Genomic DNA, 16005 nt, shown 5'->3' with positions numbered 1-16005 from the left:
TATGGCGTCAAATGGATTAAATCGCAGGCTTACTGCCTGGAGTCTGGAAGAGATACGCCATGGCAACCTCTGGCCAATCAGTGTCGCGCTGGTGCTGATCATCTCTGCCGTGTTTGCTCTATCGGCGCTGGCTACGCGTATGGAACAGGTGATTGTCAAGCAGGGCAAAGATGCACTCACCGCCGATACGCTCTTCATTTCTGCCAATCCTCTGCCACAAACCTTGCTCGATGCGGCCAAGAGTGAAGCGCTTACCACCTCAAAAATGACCCGTTTTGCCACCATGGCCTTTAGTGACACGGGGATGCAGTTAGTCACCGTCAAAGCGGTGCAATCGAGCTATCCGTTGCTTGGTGAACTGAGCCTACGTAGCGACACAACACGCGCTCAGCATGTGAACCCGGGGGAACTGTGGTTAGATAGCCGGATTATGGAGAGGATGGAGGTTACGCAAGGTGACAATGTCACGATTGGCGACGCAGATTTTATTGTTTCTGGCGTGATTGAGAGCGAACCCGGATTAAGCTTCAACCCGTTTCAACAGATGCCAGCGGCGTATATTCACGACACGGATGTGGCGCGTACTGGCGCGATTCAAGTTGGTAGCCGTGTGCAGTATCGTCTGTTTATCGTCGGCAGTGATCAAGTGATTGCGAAGGTCAAAGAGAGCGTTGAGCTGACGCCGAGTGATCGCTGGCGCGACCAAGAGAGTGCCAGTCGCAGTAGCGAAGTGTTTGAGCGCACCAATCAATATCTGTCACTGACCGTCGCGATTGTCATCATTATGGCGGCGACGACATTAGTGCTGACTTGCCAAAATTACGTTGTCACGCGAAAGCAAACCATCGCGATGTTAAAAAGTATTGGTGCAAGCCGAGCGTGGATAGCGCGTTGGTTGGCGATTCAGCTAGCTCTGCTATTTGTATGCGCTGCCGTGATAGGCGTACTGATTGGCATGGGTCTGGAGCAGTTGCTGCGCATTCCATTGAAAGATCTGCTGCCGGATCCGCTTCCTTCGTATGGCATCACGCCGTACTTAGTCTCTTTGTTTACCGCGTTACTGATTGCGATTCCCGCTTTGGGCATTCCGCTGTCGGCTTTGTTGCATACGTCAGCGATCAATGTGATGCAAACAGACAACCAACAGAAAACCATTCCATCGAAAACCTGGTTGCTGATTGGGGTGCCACTAGTGCCCATGCTGGCGATTTACCACAATAACGTTATGGTGTGGATTGTGCTCGGGGCAATCATGCTGCTATTCATTGTGCTTGCCTTTGTTGGCTTAGCACTAAGCAAACTGTTGGCACGCTTACCATTTTCTACCTCCGTTAAACTCGCGCTGAGCCGCATCAACCGCTCGGCACTCAGTAGTGGTTTACAACTGGGGGCGCTGTCGCTGTCGCTCATGCTATTGGCGATCATTTGGCTGGTGCGCACCGATCTACTCAAAGATTGGCAGCGGACGCTTCCAGCCGATGCCGCCAATGTTTTTGCGCTCAATATCAGTGACTTCGAACTTGACCCTTATTTGGCGTTTTTAGATCAGAACCAAGTGAATCGTTCCCCAGCTTATCCGATCATTCGCGGCCGATTTACTGCCATCAACGGTAAAAATGTCGCGAGTGAAAACCAGCCAGATGGCCAAGAGCGTAGCGACGCAGTGAGCCGAGAGTTAAACCTCACATGGGGAGCGAGCTTACCCGATTATAATCAGGTGACGGCGGGCAGTTGGACGCCAACGCAAGGCGTGTCGGTTGAAGCTGAAGTGGCTGAAGAAATGGGAATCGAGATTGGTGACACACTCACCTTTGTGGTGAACAGTCAAACCTTCAACGCGACGGTGAACACCATTCGTCACGTCGAGTGGCGTGATATGAAGCCTAATTTCTATTTCATCTTTACACCGGATGTTATGGCGTCTATTCCTGCATCCTATTTGGTCAGTTTTCGTATTGAAGAGCACCAAACATCCTTGCTGAATCAGTTGTCGCGGCAATACCCGACCGTCAGTGTGCTCGACATTCGCACCATGGCCACCAAAATCCAAGATCTGGTTGAACAGATAGTGTGGTCGATTTCGATTTTGGCACTCATGGGGGTGATGGCGGGAGTGATGTTGATCTTTACCTTGTTGCGCCTGAGTTTAGCGCAGCGTCAGCAAGAGATCCGCTTGTACCGCACGTTGGGCGCGTCGAAAAAACGGGTCACGCGTACCATTTGGGCGGAATTTGGCATCATGGCGCTGATTGCCAGTGCGATTTCTGCTCTCGGTGCGGAAGCAACGGTGGCAGCGGTGATGCGTTTCGGATTTGACTTATCCGCCACGCTTCATCCGCATTTGTGGCTGCTATTGCCCACCTTGGCGTTGGCGACATTGTTCCTAGTTGTATCAAGTTTAATCAAACAGTTATTGACACCTATGAATAACTCGTATGGCTAATCACCGCCTAGGCTTATCCCAGTTATCCACAAAATCAGTGGATAACTTTTGGGATAAGTGAAGCTCAAAAAGAAGGCAAAGTGAGCGAAGTCTTTGCCGTGTCGGACTTGCGCAGAGTGGGTTATTCACATTTGGCCGAAAACCTGAAATCGAGACAAATCAGTCAAGTATTTTTTTGATAATTTTATTGCCATCTTTACGTAGAAAATTTTTATGCTTTGCGCCTGTTGTACCGAGAAATCCACAGCGAATTTGTGATTTTATTCACGTTCAATCACGAGTAGAATTCAATCCCAGAATTCATAGACATAGTGGAACAATGAACGGTTTGAACTCGTCCATCGGCAACACACGCATCGCCGTTGTAGGGGGTGGTGTTGCTGGCGCTACGGCCGCGATACATTTTTCAGAATTAGGCTATGCGGTAACCTTGATAGAAAAAGGGCCTTCTTTAGTCAATGGTCCGCCGATCTGTCATCTGCACGCAGGGGGAAACCTTTATCGTGAGATCTCGACGCAGCAATGCATTGACCTGCTGAAACAATCGATCGACAGCGTCAGACTCTTTCCGGCCAGTATCAACATTCGCCCCACCATTATTGCGGTACCGCGCAGTGATGCCGGAGAGGCTGAAGAGCTGCTCCCAAGACTGGCGATCATTCGCGAAGCATATCGAGACCTAGTTCGAGAGGACGCCCGCAACCAAGTGCTCGGCGAGCCGGACGACTACTTCAAACTCTATTCCAAAGCTGATCTCGCGCGCTTGGCGAGGTTAACCCAGCCTGAGCAGCCCAAAACATTTGACGAGTGGTGCATTCCATTTGCCAAAAATACTGATCTCGAGCAGCTTAAATATCCGGTGATCATCGTGGCCGAATATGGCTGGAGTGTGTTTCGTCTTTCTGCCATCGCCACCCTTGCTCTTGAGCGCTTTCCGGCCTCGACGGTGATGTGTAACCGAGAGTTGCAACACGCGCAGTGGGATGGGTCCAAATGGCAGTTGGATGTTGCTGGTTTGTCTCAACCTATTTGCGCTGATTATTTGATTAACGCCTGTGGCTTTGAAACGGGCGAATTAGATGATGTGGTTGGTGTGGCCACGCAACGTATGGTCGAGTTTAAAGCGGCGTACGTCGCTCAGTGGCAAGAATGCCATGAGGCTTGGCCAGAAGTGATTTTTCATGGCGAACGTGGAACGCCAGATGGTATGGCGCAGCTCACGCCATACGCCGACGGTTATTTTCAACTGCATGGTATGACGGAAGATATCACGCTATTTGAAGATGGTTTGGTGGCAGCATCGCCTCGCTCTGCGCAGCCGCAGTTGCCAGCGCAATACGTCAAAAAGATCCGTTCGGGATGGGATGAATCGGTTTTGCAGTTGCGTACCCAAAAGGCGATTGAACACGCGGCCAAGTTACTGCCGGCCTTTATCAGTGCCAAGCCAGCGGGCAAAGCGCTGTTTGGCGCGCAGCAAATTCCCGGGCGTGATGCAACACTGCGCGCGGCAGATGTCTCCTTTTCTGCTAACCATTATGCTTGCATCGAAATTGTCAAAGGCTCGTCGACTTTGTTGGCGGCGCAGAAAATCGCCTTGCAGTGGTTTGGTAAGCCTATCTCCACCCACATCGAACAAGAACACCCGGTCACGTGTTCACTGGCCGCCAGTGAGATCGAATCGGTTGCCACCACATTAGCCAAACAGCGCGGTTACCCAGTATCGTTAGCTCAAGTGGTGGGTGAAGGGGTGTATCAATAAGCGTAAAAACCAAGGCGACATCCACGTCGCCTTGGTCACTTCTCACAGCAGTGTGCTTGCTCTTAGCTATAGCAATCAGTAAGTAAAAGAAATCAGTAACCAAAAGCAATCAATAACCAAAGAAACGTGCCCATTGGCACCAAACATCTTGCAAACCTTCGCGGTCGCCTCTAACAAAACGGACCTCCTGTCCCGGTTTTGCTTGTGCCAGTCTTGGAAGGTCGATACGGGCAACACAGCCTAGTTTGGGATAGCCGCCAATTGTTTGTCTGTCATTTAGCAAAATGATTGGCTGACCATTCGGTGGCACTTGAATGGCGCCCAAGGTAATCCCTTCCGACAAAATCCCCTGATAGGGAGGCGAAATTGTCCCTCCGGCCAGTCGGTATCCCATGCGATTTGAGTTGGGATCCACGGTAAATCGCGTTTGATAAAACAGCGCGATTTCCTCGGCAGCAAAATCCGCGGCTTGACAACCTTCAATCACGCGCAATTTTAACGGCAAGTTGTAATCAGGCTTGAAACGGAACGTCAGCGAGCGGGCTTTATTTGAGCTAGGTTGGTGTGGCGTAAAAGGTAATAATTGTTCAGCAATCAGTGGCATGCCGTTTTGTTTCAGGCCGCCGAGATGATCGCGCACGACAGTACTGGTGCTGCCAAGCTGCGGACTTACGTCAAAGCCGCCAACCACTGAGAGGTAAGCTCGCAGGCCATTTTTTGCTAAGCCAAAAGTGAGAATATCACCTTTGTGCGCGCGAAATTCGCTCCAGTTGTGCAATGGGTGTCCGTTGAGACGCGCATCGAGATCGCCGCCACAGATCGCCAGTTGACACGAACTGAGCACTTCGACTGCCGCTTGACCTAAGGTGATTTCCAACGAGGTGCAATTGACGGGATTGCCCAGCAAATGGTTCGACCAACTGTAGGCGTAGTCGTCCACCGGTCCGCCTTGCGTGATGCCTTGATGGGCAAGGGCGAATCGGCCAAAGTCCTGAATCAGGCTGAGTGACCCCGGTTTGATGACTTTTAGCGCGTGGGTTGTCACAATGCGCCTCCTAATTCGAGATACTCTTGCTCACTGATCGGGTAAAAAGTCACTGTGTCACCAATAGTAAATGGGGTCACGGGAACCTCGTTCGGGTTATACACAGACACTGGACATCGGCCGATGATGTTCCAGCCGCCTGGCGTGGCGGATGGGTAAATGGCCGTCTTGCTTTCGGCGATCGCGACACTGCCTGCCGGGACGGAAACACGTGGCGAAGCCAGCCTAGGAACGGCGAGGCGTTCATCAACATCAGACAAAAACGCAAAGCCTGGTGTGAAACCAATCGCCGAAACGGTGTAGGGCGTTTCACTGTGTAGCTCGACAACGTCATCCAGTGACAAGCCACGATGAAGAAACGTCTCCAGATCCAGCGCGGTCTTCTTGGCATAATAAACGGGAATGCGATGGTTGCATCCGGCCTGAATGGATGTGGTCACTTGGCTACTTTGCAACAGTTGCTCAAGCTGAAGCAACAACTGTGATTCACTCAAGCGAAAAGGCAAGTATTCCACCAAGATAGAACGATAGGCAGGAACCACGTTCATCAGCGCATTGGGTAGAGTCTGTCGAATCAGATTCGCCAACTCACCCACTTGTTGCTCATTGACACTCTCGTTAAAGTACACCATCAAGCTGCATTCAGAAACGGGTTGAATTCGGTAGCAATTGCTCTTCAAATCTCTTCCTCTTATTTGGCCAATGCTTGGCTTAGCCTTTGTACCAAGGCGATAGACTCAGGATTATCACCATGCACACAGATGGTATCGGCTTCCAATGACACTCTTGTTCCTGAAACGGTAGTGACGCAACCATAGGTGGCGATTTGCATCGCTTGATTATAGATGTCATCGGCATTGTGGTAGACCGCATTCGCTTGTGATCTCGGGGTAAGTCGACCGTCTTCTTGATAACTGCGATCAGCAAATGCTTCAAACAGCAGTGGCACATCAAAAACATCCGCAATGTCTAGGTAGCGCTGATTGTCTGTGGTTGCCAGAATCATCAGTGGTAGAGCAAAGACAGAAACGGCTTCAGCAATGGCGCGAAACACCTCTTCATCGGCCATCATGTCGTTGTAGAGTGCACCATGTGGTTTAACATAATGGAGCGCCACATCGTGATATTGGCAGAAAGCCTTCAATGCCCCCACCTGATAAAGGACGATTTCTGTAATTTGCGCGGCGGTGTGAGGTATACTTCTGCGACCGAAACCACTAAGATCTTGATATCCCGGGTGTGCGCCGACTTTGACGTGATAATGCTTTGCTAAGGCGACCGTTTTAGCCATGACGTGAGGGTCTGAGGCATGAAATCCACAAGCGATATTGGCCATGTCAACCCACGGCATCACCAATTCATCAGAACCCATTGGCCAGATCCCAAAGCTTTCGCCCATGTCGCAATTTAGAGTAACTCTTTGCTTATTCACTATAATTTCAACCGTCCTTGCCGTTAATTGGTGTAAGTTGTCTTAAAAAATCCGTTATGACAGTGATCCACATCATCCTTTGCCAATTAAACGTTTTCTAGCTGCGGTAGAGCTTGGGATTTGTGGCAATAATCAGTAGTAAAAATAATAGGTTCAGGCGAGCTTGATATGAAAAATATTGCAACACTAATCAATCTAATCTGCCTGATGCCGCCCCCATCCAATGCCCTCGGTTGAGCATATGTTCTCAATCACCTCATGGATAAAAAATGGATTGTTTGCACTTTGTATAAAGGTAGTCGTACAACATGTTAGTCACGTTGGCAACACTGATGGTCTCGAGATTTCAATGTGAACAAGCACACATTTGAGGCTCAACTATGAATTTTAAAATCCGCCTGCTTTGCGGGTTGATAGCATCGCTTTGCCCGTTTTTGGCTCAAGCAAACAAATTTCAACCACATGAAGTGGTGGCGGTGTATATCTATCAGATCAGCAATTTCGTTTTTTGGAATGAAGAACCGAGTAAAACGCACATTTACTTCTGTGTACAAGATGATGACAAAGTAAAACAAACCTTAGCAAAAGTGATTGAAGGAAAAACTATCCGCGACTTGGCCCTTGTCTTAGTAAACGCAACGGATAAACCGTGTGACATTGTCTATTATGGTAAGCCACTCACAAGCGAGCGGGTGCGTAGTGTTGGTGGTTACGCGGTCACAATTAGTTCGCAAAGCCACTTTCTACGAGATGGAGGGATCATAGCATTGCAAGAGAACGAGGGCAGGATAAAACCGCTGATCTGTTCGCAGAATTTGGTGAGTGAGCGTTACACCCTAGGGGCAAATCTACTGCGACTTGCCAGCGTCAAGGAGGCTACACTATGCCTTCACTAAAAAACCTCTCTATTCGTCATAAGTTGCTGGTGCCTATCTTAATTTTTGTCACCTTTATTTTTATCTTCGCTCAGGGTTTTCATTTTTTTGTCAATTATCAAAATGAACAGAAGAACCTAATCGATCGCGTCTCCATTTTGGCAAAAGGGGTGGCGTTTAACCTGCAAGCAGCAGTGCTATTTGATGACTCATTGGCAGCCAGCGAAGTGTTATCAGCATTTAACGCCGATCCGGCTATTTTGCGGGTGAAGTTATTTGATTTGAATGAGCAACTGTTCTCGATTTATGAAGCGCAAGCTGATGAGGCTCCTATTCCCGATCAAGCGCAAAGAGACGCTTTGCAGAAGAAAGGTCACCTTGTTGCAGGCAAGTACCTCTATCTGTTGGTGCCGATCGAAATGGATGAAAGCAAAATTGCCTCACTGAGAATTACGGTGTCAAATCAAGCCTTTGAACAGATCGTCAATAAGTTGATCGAAAGCAGCATCGTGTTCTTTTTTATGCTGCTCCCCACTGGCGCGCTGCTTTACCTTATCGTGCAGAAATTCATTTTGGAGCCGGTCTACTCTTTACACGACTCGATGCAGGCTTTTGTGGAACACCGCCTTAAAAGGCCCAACCTCAAACCCAAAGCGGATGATGAAATTGGCGCACTCATTGACGCATTTAATACCATGGTGAAACGCTTGGCGCAGCGAGACAGCCAGATCCATTACACATTAGATCGTTTAGAAAAAGAGAAAGCCTTTGCCAATGAAGTGATTGAAACGGTTCAACATGCGTTGCTGGTTGTGAATCATGATGGTGTTATTTTGCACAGTAATGCGGCCAGTAAAGAGATTTTCCCGATTTCTCTTGCGGCGGTGGAAAACAACACTTTAACCGACTTGATTCAGACGGAAGAGAAAGAGGTGCTCATCGCGGCCATTGAGCAAAAGCAGGTATTGGATGACTATTTGCTCTCTTGTAAAAAAGTCGATCAAAGTGTTCAACTGCTGCAAATTTCTTCACGTTCTCTAAGTAACCGAGGTGCAACGCTCTTTGCCATTCAAGATGTTACTGAGATAGAGGCGGCGATGAACCGCCAACGTATTGCCGCTGGGGTGTTTGAACACAGCCAAGATGGCCTGATTGTTCTTGATCACAATGGCGTGATTACTATGTGTAACCCAGCGCTCACGCAGATGCTTGGTTACAGCAGTGATACTTTAGTTGGCCGCTCTTTTCTGCAAGTGTTCCACTGGAAACAGCTACAATCGCTGATGCCAACCATTCAAGAATCGTTGTCCCATTACGGACAATGGCAAGGGGAAGTGTGGGAGAAACACCTTAATGGCACCTTAGTGCCGATGTTTGCCAAAGTCAGCCATATAGTGAAAAAAGTGGATCAGGAACAGGTGTATGACATGGTCATCATCTTGTCAGATCTTTCTGATGCGAAAGAAATGGAGCGTTTAGAGTACCTCGCACATCACGATGCACTAACGGGGCTTGCCAATCGTTCTAAACTACATCGAATATTGGAAGAGGAACTTCGCGCGTCTGCATACTCGAATAAAGAGTTAGCGCTACTTTATCTGGACTTGGACGGCTTTAAACAGGTTAATGATACCTTCGGTCATGATGCTGGCGACGAAGTACTGCGCGTTATTTCCACTCGCTTGCAGCAAGAAGTACGCAGTAGCGATCTGGTTGCCCGATTGTCCGGTGATGAGTTTGTTTTACTCATCAAACCTGCCAGTCAGCAATCAGTTACTCAGTTAACCGAGCGTTTGTTGCAAAGTATCTGTAGACCGATTGAATACAAAAACCAAACACTGCAAGTCGGCTGTAGTATCGGAGTGAAACTGATCGGTTCAAATGAGAAAGACATGGATAACATCCTGAAAAGTGCCGATACCGCGATGTACCGAGCGAAAAAAGCCGGGAAAGGGCAGGCTATTGTGATAGGCGCTGAGGCAAGTGAGTGAAGTACATTTCCTCAGACTTCGGAATAAACTTTGATCTCAATCGGAAAAACCGCAGATGAGGCTCAAATTGCTAGCTTATTGAGTGACGAGTGATAGACTTAGGCGGATTGTTTTTTGCTCAACTATTTCAACTCTGAGGATTTCATGGAACTTGCGCTTATCATTGCTTTTATCGTTGCATCAGCTGTAATGGTTAAAAAAGAGATGGCAAAACAGTAACGCTTTATTTTTCCTAACTTTTTTCTTTCTTTTAAAAATAGAGTGTAAAAAAGCCAGCGATTGCTGGCTTTTTTTATCTGGTGAATCAAAACTCGTATTTTACGCTGAGGCTAAAATTGCGTTCCGCCTGAGTGTAATCTTTGGTTAATGACTTTTTCCCACGAATGTCGTTCCATGAATAATATTCCTCGTTAGTCAGATTCATTACTCCTGCGCGAAGTGTCAAATCATTCATAGGTTTAAAGTAAGCGGTTAGATCAACAACAGTTGCGCTTGGAATGGATACTTGTCCACTAATTCCACCTTCAGCGCTGTTTGAGTTGATGTCTTTCTGTGATTTGCTCGCAGTATAGTTAACCTTTAGACTCGTTCCCCAACCAGAAGTAGGAGAATCGTAATTGAATGCAGCAACAGCGTTCCAAGGATTAACACTATTTAATGGATTGCCTTTTCCATCTTCACCTTTCGTATAGGCCGCTATAACTTTGGTCGAGATCCCAGAAGGAAGCCCCGCGATCTGATACCAATCAAGTGTATTACTGACTTCAATACCTTTAATCTGTGCTTCATCAATGTTTATGTTGGTATATTCTGTCAATCCACCAACATCTGACGATGTCTGCTCAATGAAGTCTTTATAATCGCTGTAATACAGTGCGATTTCGGACGCAGAAGATGTAGTGTTATGTCTATAACCTAACTCGTAAGATAAACTCTTCTCAGAGCCCAAATTGGGGTTCGGTTTATTTACGTAACCATGAGCTGGATTGTCGTAAGTATAATAGAGCTCGTCAAACGCAGGAGCTCTAAATCCTTGGCTAATTTGGGCAAAAATGGTCCCAGGAGCCGTTAAACGATAGGTAGCACCAACCCGCCCTGTAATTGCAGAATCACTAAATTTCTCGAAGAACTCTACTGACGTACTTGAAGGATCGGTTAAGAAATAGTCATATCGGATTCCTGGAGTAACAATCAGTTTTTCGCTCAGCAACGAAATTTCATCTTGAAAAAATAGACCAATACTTTGCTCTTTAGCATCTGGTGTATAAACATAGATTTGATCATCCGTGCTTGGATCTGAGTTATATTCACGATTGATGTTGCTTATGTCGCTCTGTTTTGCACTCAAGCCATAAACGAAAGAGTGTTTACCCAGTTCTTTGTCTAACTGACTTTCAAACTCAAGTTTATCTTCCGTATAGTTGTAATCTTTCTTTTGCTGGTTATCGTTATTTGGTGGAACCCATGGCGGCACTCCAGCACTGGCGGCTTTAAATCGGTTGGTCACGCCATTTTCTTTCTTACTTAGCCAAGTTAGGCGGGACGTTACCGTATCAGCCACGGAACTGTCGGCGAACCAAATATGCTTCAGAGCGATCCGATTTTGCTTGGTGGAATCTTCACTATTAAAGTTTTGGTAAGACTTATTGGCAATATCTGAGTCGATTTGGTTGTAAATTACTTCTCCAGTGAACTCAATACGGTTAGCATCACTAAGTTGTGATTGCAGCTTAATGAGAAGGTCATTGTTTGCGTAATTCTGAGATTCAACTGCGTAATCGGTGTAAGGCGCTTTGGCAAAGTTATCAAGTTCCTCGCCATCTCTTCGGGTATAAGCCACTAATGCTTCAAGGCTTTCGAAACGTTTAGCGACAGCAACGTGTTCGCTAAAAGAATTATCTTCGGTAGAGTAGGTTACTTTGACTTGGCCGCCACGGTCTTTTCCGTCTTTTAAAAAATCTTTGGGATCTTTTGTTTCAAATGCGACGACACCACCAATAGCGTCACTGCCGTGAAGACTTGATGCGGCTCCTTTCACGACCTCCACACTTTTTAGCATGTCAGGTTCAACAGTCACAGCACTTGAATTGATAAACTCATATGGTCCACCTGAAAACACACCCGGCTGAGAAGCACCATCAACTATAATTTTTACTCGTTTTCCTTCCATACCGCGGATGTTTATATTTTGTACACCCTGACGCTGAGATGAGTTAACTGTAACGCCTGGGACATACTCGAAGACATCACTGACATTTTTTGCCATATTTTCTTCGAGCTGTTCCTCTGTTACTACGGCGACAGAAGCCGCCACTGAGTCGATGGTTTGATTTGTCCTAGTAGCAGAAACAACAATCTCATCGAATAATCCATATTTTTCTGCTTGTACTGAAGCAGAGAGAGCTAATAGTATTGAGGCTGAAAGAAACGTTTTGTTATACATTTTACTACCTTAAAATCCATCGTAGGCGATTTAACGGCGCAATAATATTGGATGCTAATGATAATTGCTATCATTCTCATAATTAAAGTATAGCGCCTATTTATCTACAATGAGTACTGAAATGGTAAATATTCTTTTTAAATCATACAAATAGAGTGATCTTTAGATGAATTAATGTGTGATTCTATAAAACTCAGAAAGTTGATTTTGATCACATTTAAAAGAGGTGTTTGTGCAAAGTCCGATAACGTTAGAAGCGCTACATATCCTTGATGCCATAGAAAGGCGCGGAAGTTTTGCCGCCGCGGCCAATGAGCTTGATAGGGCGCCATCCTCGCTCAGCTATCAGATCCAGAAGTTGGAGCAAGAGCTGGACATCATGATCTTTGATCGATCCGGTCATAAGGCAAACTTTACCGAGGCGGGGCGTTTGATCTTGGAGCGAGGGCGAACGATCCTTGGTGCGACTGAAAAGTTAGTCAATGACGCCACGTTACTGGCGAACGGATGGGAGTTGGACATCACGATTGCTTACGATGGCATTATCTCAGTAAACCACTTTTTCCCTTTAGTCGAAGCGTTGGGCAACGTGAGCAAAACGAGAGTCAGGTTACAAGAAGAAATCTTAGCGGGGTGTTGGGAAGCCTTGCAATCTGGACGAGCCGACTTGTTAGTCTGTCCCGCACTGGACGTGGTTCCTCACGATGTAAAAACCGAATTGATTGGCAAGATGTCGATGATTTGGGTAGCCGCGGCAAACCACTATATTCACAATCGAAGTGGGCAGTTTGATGACACCGTGAGAGAAAAACACCGCATCATTGCCATTGCCGATACGGCCCGTGAGCAGCCAGCGCTAAGCGTCAACGTGATCCAAAAGCAACCACGTTTAACCGTAACCAATCTGCAAGCAAAAATCGATGCCTTGATTGCAGGGTTAGGCATTGGAACTTTACCCAGCAGCATGGCGATACCCTTAATTGAACAAGGTTTACTGAAAGCGATCTCCGGCAGTGAAACAATGACGATGAATATTGTGTTAGGTTGGAAACGCAATCAGATGGGGGAAGCTAAGTCGTGGTGTATTCAGCATTTGAAAAAGCACTGGAAGTTGAAATAGGCGAGAGAGGTAAATTTTCTCCCGTCTAAAGCTTTAAGTGATAAGGTTTTTTTAAGGATTAAGTGGCAACACCATGTCAGCAGTGCCATCTTCAAAATGGACATCAAGCGCAAAGCCCATTTTCTGTGCCAGCATCAACATACCTCGGTTGGTTGGCATAGTGATGCCTGTCATACGCTGAGTGCCTTTCGCACGGCAATAGTCGATGATCTTCGTCATCAATACATTGCCGAGCCCTTTACCCTTTAGATCCGAGCGGATCAAAATGGCAAATTCCGCTTCGGTATTTTCAGGATTGATCAACGCACGTGATACGCCAATGATCCTCGCTTCGCCCTCACTAAAGGAGATAGCGACAAAGGCCATTTCCCGGTCATAGTCGATTTGGGTTAAGTTAGCCAGCGCTTCATGATTGAACTCTCCGACATCGCTAAAAAAACGTTTATAAAGGTCTTCTTTGGAGACTTTACTGATAAAGTCCGCATGTTGCGGTTCATCTTCCGGCAAGATAGGGCGCAGTAAAATCACCTCGCCATCTTTAAGCGTCACCGTCTCAACGAACTCGGCAGGAAAAGGGCGAATTGCTAGACGTTCCTGCCCATTGCCAGCATGATGTTCTAGGGTCAAATCGGCGTCTAAGATAGTAAAGTGTTCACCATTTGCCAAAACGGGATGGATATCCAACTCTTTTATTTGTGGCAGTTCAACCACCATTTGAGAGATCCTAACTAAGAATTTCGCCAGTCCTAGTACATCCATGGGCTCTGGCAGTTTCTGCAAGCGAATATGGCCTTCTTTAATTGCCCGAACGATCAAGTATCTTGCCAAGCTCATGTTCAACGGTGGAAGCGCGGCGGAGGCATCACGCGATTCGCTCCATTCAGAACCGCCTTGGCCAAGCAAAATAACCGGGCCAAAGACTTTATCTGTGATCACTTTGACGCGAATTTCTTCTCCGCCAGCCAGTTTTGCCATGCCTTGCACCAACAGACCGTGGATTCTCGCCGCGGGGTAGGAGAGCTTGGTACGGTCTAAAATGGCGTCTGCCGCGGAAGCTACTTCTTTGCTATTACGCAGATTGAGCATGACGCCTTGCACATCCGATTTATGGGCAATATCAGGAGAGCGTAGTTTAACCGCTACAGGGTAACCAATTTGCTCGGCAATATGTACGGCTTCACTGTTGTCTCCTGCAATCCAAGTCGGCAGTACGTCGAAATTAAACAGCTTTAGCAGCGTTCCGAGTTGATGCGTGTCTAAACTGACCTGCGTTTTTTCACTTAGCTGTTGTTCAACCCACTCTTTGGCAGTATTTACGTCTGCAATGTGTAAAGGCTCCGCAGTGGTAGGCGTTTCCATCAGTTGCTTCTGGTTTCTGCGATATTCGACGAGGTGCATGAATGCGACCACGGCACTTTCTGGCGTTCTATAAGTTGGGATGCCTGCCTTAGTAAAAAGTAATCTAGCCGGTTTGGCTGTCTGTTCGCCTGACCAATTAGTTAGAATATTAAAGCGCTTGTGTCGAGGGTGTGCTTTGATCGCAGCAATAATCGCTTCGGCTGCCTCGACGGAATCTGAGACCGCAGAAGGGCTGTGCATGATCAGTAGCGCATCAGCGCAGTCGCTATCTAAAATGGCATTGATCGTTTTGACATAACGCACCTTGTCCGCGTCGCCCACCACATCGATAGGGTTGGAATGAGACCAGCTAGTTGGAAGAATGGATGAAAGTAAGTTATTGATATCTTCAGGTAAAGTCGCCAACTGACCACCTCGATCAAGCAGCGTATCCACCGCCATCAAAGCAGGACCAGCGCCGTTGGTGATGATAGCAAGACGCTCGCCGCGTAAAGGAACAGAATGCGTTAAGGTTTCAACGGCAGCAAAAAGTTCATGTGTATTGTGTACGCGCAACATCCCACTGCGCCTTATGGCGGAATCGTAAACAATATCTAACGTATCAGCACTGGGTTTATTCAATGCACGTCTGCCATGCGGTGAGCGCCCCCCTTTGAGCACAAGGATGCGTCGGTTGCGCGAAGCGGCTCGCGCGGCAGACATAAAGCGTCTTGCGTCAGTGATTGAATCCAAATAGAGCAGAATGGCATCTGTTTTACTGTCGGTACTAAAGTAATCAAGCAGCTCGTCAAAATCGATATCCAATCCATTGCCGACAGAGACAAACGCAGAAAAGCCGATCTCTTTATCATTTGCCCAGTCAAGAACGGTCGTGCATACCGCAGCAGATTGAGAAACAAAGGCAATTTTGCCTGGCTTTGCTGTCGATGGAGAAAAAGACGCGTTGAATTTTTGCCAAGGTAAGATAAGCCCAAGACTATTGGGGCCGAGAATTCTCATCTGATGTGCTCTGGCGATGGCTAAGCACGCGTCGGCGACCGATGCCTCTTCATGATGCGGGTAATCCGTATCTGAAGCGAGGACAATGACAAACTCGGTCCCTGCTTCGGCTAACTGCTTAAAAATTTCCACGTTCCGTTCAGAGCGGGTACAGAGAATCGCGACATCGGCCGCAAATGGCAGCGAAGCCACTGAAGAGTAGGCCAACACGCCCGCCACCGAGCGATACTTGGGCGTCACTGGTATAATTGCACCTTCGAAGCCACTTTGTAGCAGATTCTTCATGACGATGTTGCCTGCGCTTAAGTTACGTTGTGACGCCCCAATAACTGCAATCGACGTTGGTTTAAATAACTTTTGTAGCTTGTTCACCCAAATCTCTCCTAAAAAGCTTAAGAAGCCAGATCAATAGCATGATAAACAAAAATAACCTGAGTGAAACTTACCCAAGTACAACTATGCTTACTAAATCGGCAAGCGGTAGACACTTTGTGTTGCAAATCACATGTTACAACCAGTTTATGCAGATAGACGCTTGA

Annotated in this window: 10 protein-coding genes; 5 read left to right on the top strand and 5 right to left on the bottom strand. The window is 47.2% G+C overall.

The annotated features are described in order from the left end of the window. The first annotated feature begins 1 nt into the window (after window position 1). Window positions 2-2443 (top strand): ABC transporter permease, encoded by a 2442-nt coding sequence (locus I3X05_RS17250; RefSeq protein WP_337971331.1) that lies wholly within the window; start codon window positions 2-4, stop codon window positions 2441-2443. A 319-nt stretch (window positions 2444-2762) separates the two neighbouring features. After that, the gene (locus tag I3X05_RS17245; RefSeq protein WP_337971330.1) at window positions 2763-4202 is read left to right on the top strand and encodes an FAD-dependent oxidoreductase; all 1440 of its coding nucleotides are present in this window, start codon (window positions 2763-2765) and stop codon (window positions 4200-4202) included. A gap of 109 nt (window positions 4203-4311) precedes the next feature. Here the strand turns inward: I3X05_RS17245 and I3X05_RS17240 are convergent, their stop codons facing one another. Genes I3X05_RS17240 through I3X05_RS17230 form a run of 3 tightly spaced genes read right to left on the bottom strand, consistent with a single transcriptional unit; the run spans window position 4312 to window position 6646 of the window. After that, the gene (locus I3X05_RS17240; protein WP_045572245.1) at window positions 4312-5247 is read right to left on the bottom strand and encodes a biotin-dependent carboxyltransferase family protein; all 936 of its coding nucleotides are present in this window, start codon (window positions 5245-5247) and stop codon (window positions 4312-4314) included. Beyond that, a complete protein-coding gene (locus I3X05_RS17235; RefSeq protein WP_045572246.1) occupies window positions 5244-5927 on the bottom strand; it encodes a 5-oxoprolinase subunit B family protein in 684 nt (227 codons plus the stop codon). The genes I3X05_RS17240 and I3X05_RS17235 overlap by 4 nt, the downstream gene beginning before the upstream one ends. A gap of 11 nt (window positions 5928-5938) precedes the next feature. Continuing rightward, a complete protein-coding gene (locus I3X05_RS17230) occupies window positions 5939-6646 on the bottom strand; it encodes a 5-oxoprolinase subunit PxpA (protein ID WP_226980255.1) in 708 nt (235 codons plus the stop codon). Between the two features lie 413 nt (window positions 6647-7059). On the opposite strand from I3X05_RS17230, the gene I3X05_RS17225 reads away from it, so the two are divergent. Beyond that, complete coding sequence (locus tag I3X05_RS17225; RefSeq protein ID WP_045572248.1) at window positions 7060-7575, top strand: YfiR family protein; 516 nt, start codon at window positions 7060-7062, stop codon at window positions 7573-7575. After that, entirely contained in the window at window positions 7563-9545 is a 1983-nt protein-coding gene (locus I3X05_RS17220; protein WP_337971329.1) for a diguanylate cyclase, read from the top strand. Before I3X05_RS17225 ends, I3X05_RS17220 begins: the two co-directional genes overlap by 13 nt. A gap of 304 nt (window positions 9546-9849) precedes the next feature. Here I3X05_RS17220 and I3X05_RS17215 read toward each other — a convergent pair whose 3' ends face one another. Further along, window positions 9850-11988 (bottom strand): TonB-dependent hemoglobin/transferrin/lactoferrin family receptor, encoded by a 2139-nt coding sequence (locus tag I3X05_RS17215; RefSeq protein WP_337971328.1) that lies wholly within the window; start codon window positions 11986-11988, stop codon window positions 9850-9852. Window positions 11989-12220: 232 nt separating this feature from the next. Here I3X05_RS17215 and I3X05_RS17210 point away from each other — a divergent pair, with 232 nt between their 5' ends. Beyond that, window positions 12221-13108 carry a LysR family transcriptional regulator gene (locus tag I3X05_RS17210; RefSeq protein WP_045572251.1) on the top strand — a complete coding sequence of 296 codons (888 nt, stop codon included), beginning with the start codon at window positions 12221-12223 and terminating at the stop codon, window positions 13106-13108. Between the two features lie 51 nt (window positions 13109-13159). Here the strand turns inward: I3X05_RS17210 and I3X05_RS17205 are convergent, their stop codons facing one another. After that, complete coding sequence (locus I3X05_RS17205; RefSeq protein WP_337971327.1) at window positions 13160-15838, bottom strand: bifunctional acetate--CoA ligase family protein/GNAT family N-acetyltransferase; 2679 nt, start codon at window positions 15836-15838, stop codon at window positions 13160-13162. Window positions 15839-16005 lie beyond the last annotated feature (167 nt).

The organism is Vibrio navarrensis, from assembly GCF_015767675.1.
Taxonomy (GTDB): Bacteria; Pseudomonadota; Gammaproteobacteria; order Enterobacterales; family Vibrionaceae; genus Vibrio.
The sequence above is the reverse complement of the archived record's forward strand: the minus strand, read 5'-3'. Positions and strand labels throughout refer to the sequence as shown.

Coding starts and splice junctions, on each gene's coding strand:
- I3X05_RS17230 (WP_226980255.1), bottom strand. CDS start 6,646: ATGGGCGAAAGCTTTGGGATCTGGCCAATGGGTTCTGATGAATTGGTG.
- I3X05_RS17215 (WP_337971328.1), bottom strand. CDS start 11,988: ATGTATAACAAAACGTTTCTTTCAGCCTCAATACTATTAGCTCTCTCT.
- I3X05_RS17245 (WP_337971330.1), top strand. CDS start 2,763: ATGAACGGTTTGAACTCGTCCATCGGCAACACACGCATCGCCGTTGTA.
- I3X05_RS17250 (WP_337971331.1), top strand. CDS start 2: ATGGCGTCAAATGGATTAAATCGCAGGCTTACTGCCTGGAGTCTGGAA.
- I3X05_RS17220 (WP_337971329.1), top strand. CDS start 7,563: ATGCCTTCACTAAAAAACCTCTCTATTCGTCATAAGTTGCTGGTGCCT.
- I3X05_RS17225 (WP_045572248.1), top strand. CDS start 7,060: ATGAATTTTAAAATCCGCCTGCTTTGCGGGTTGATAGCATCGCTTTGC.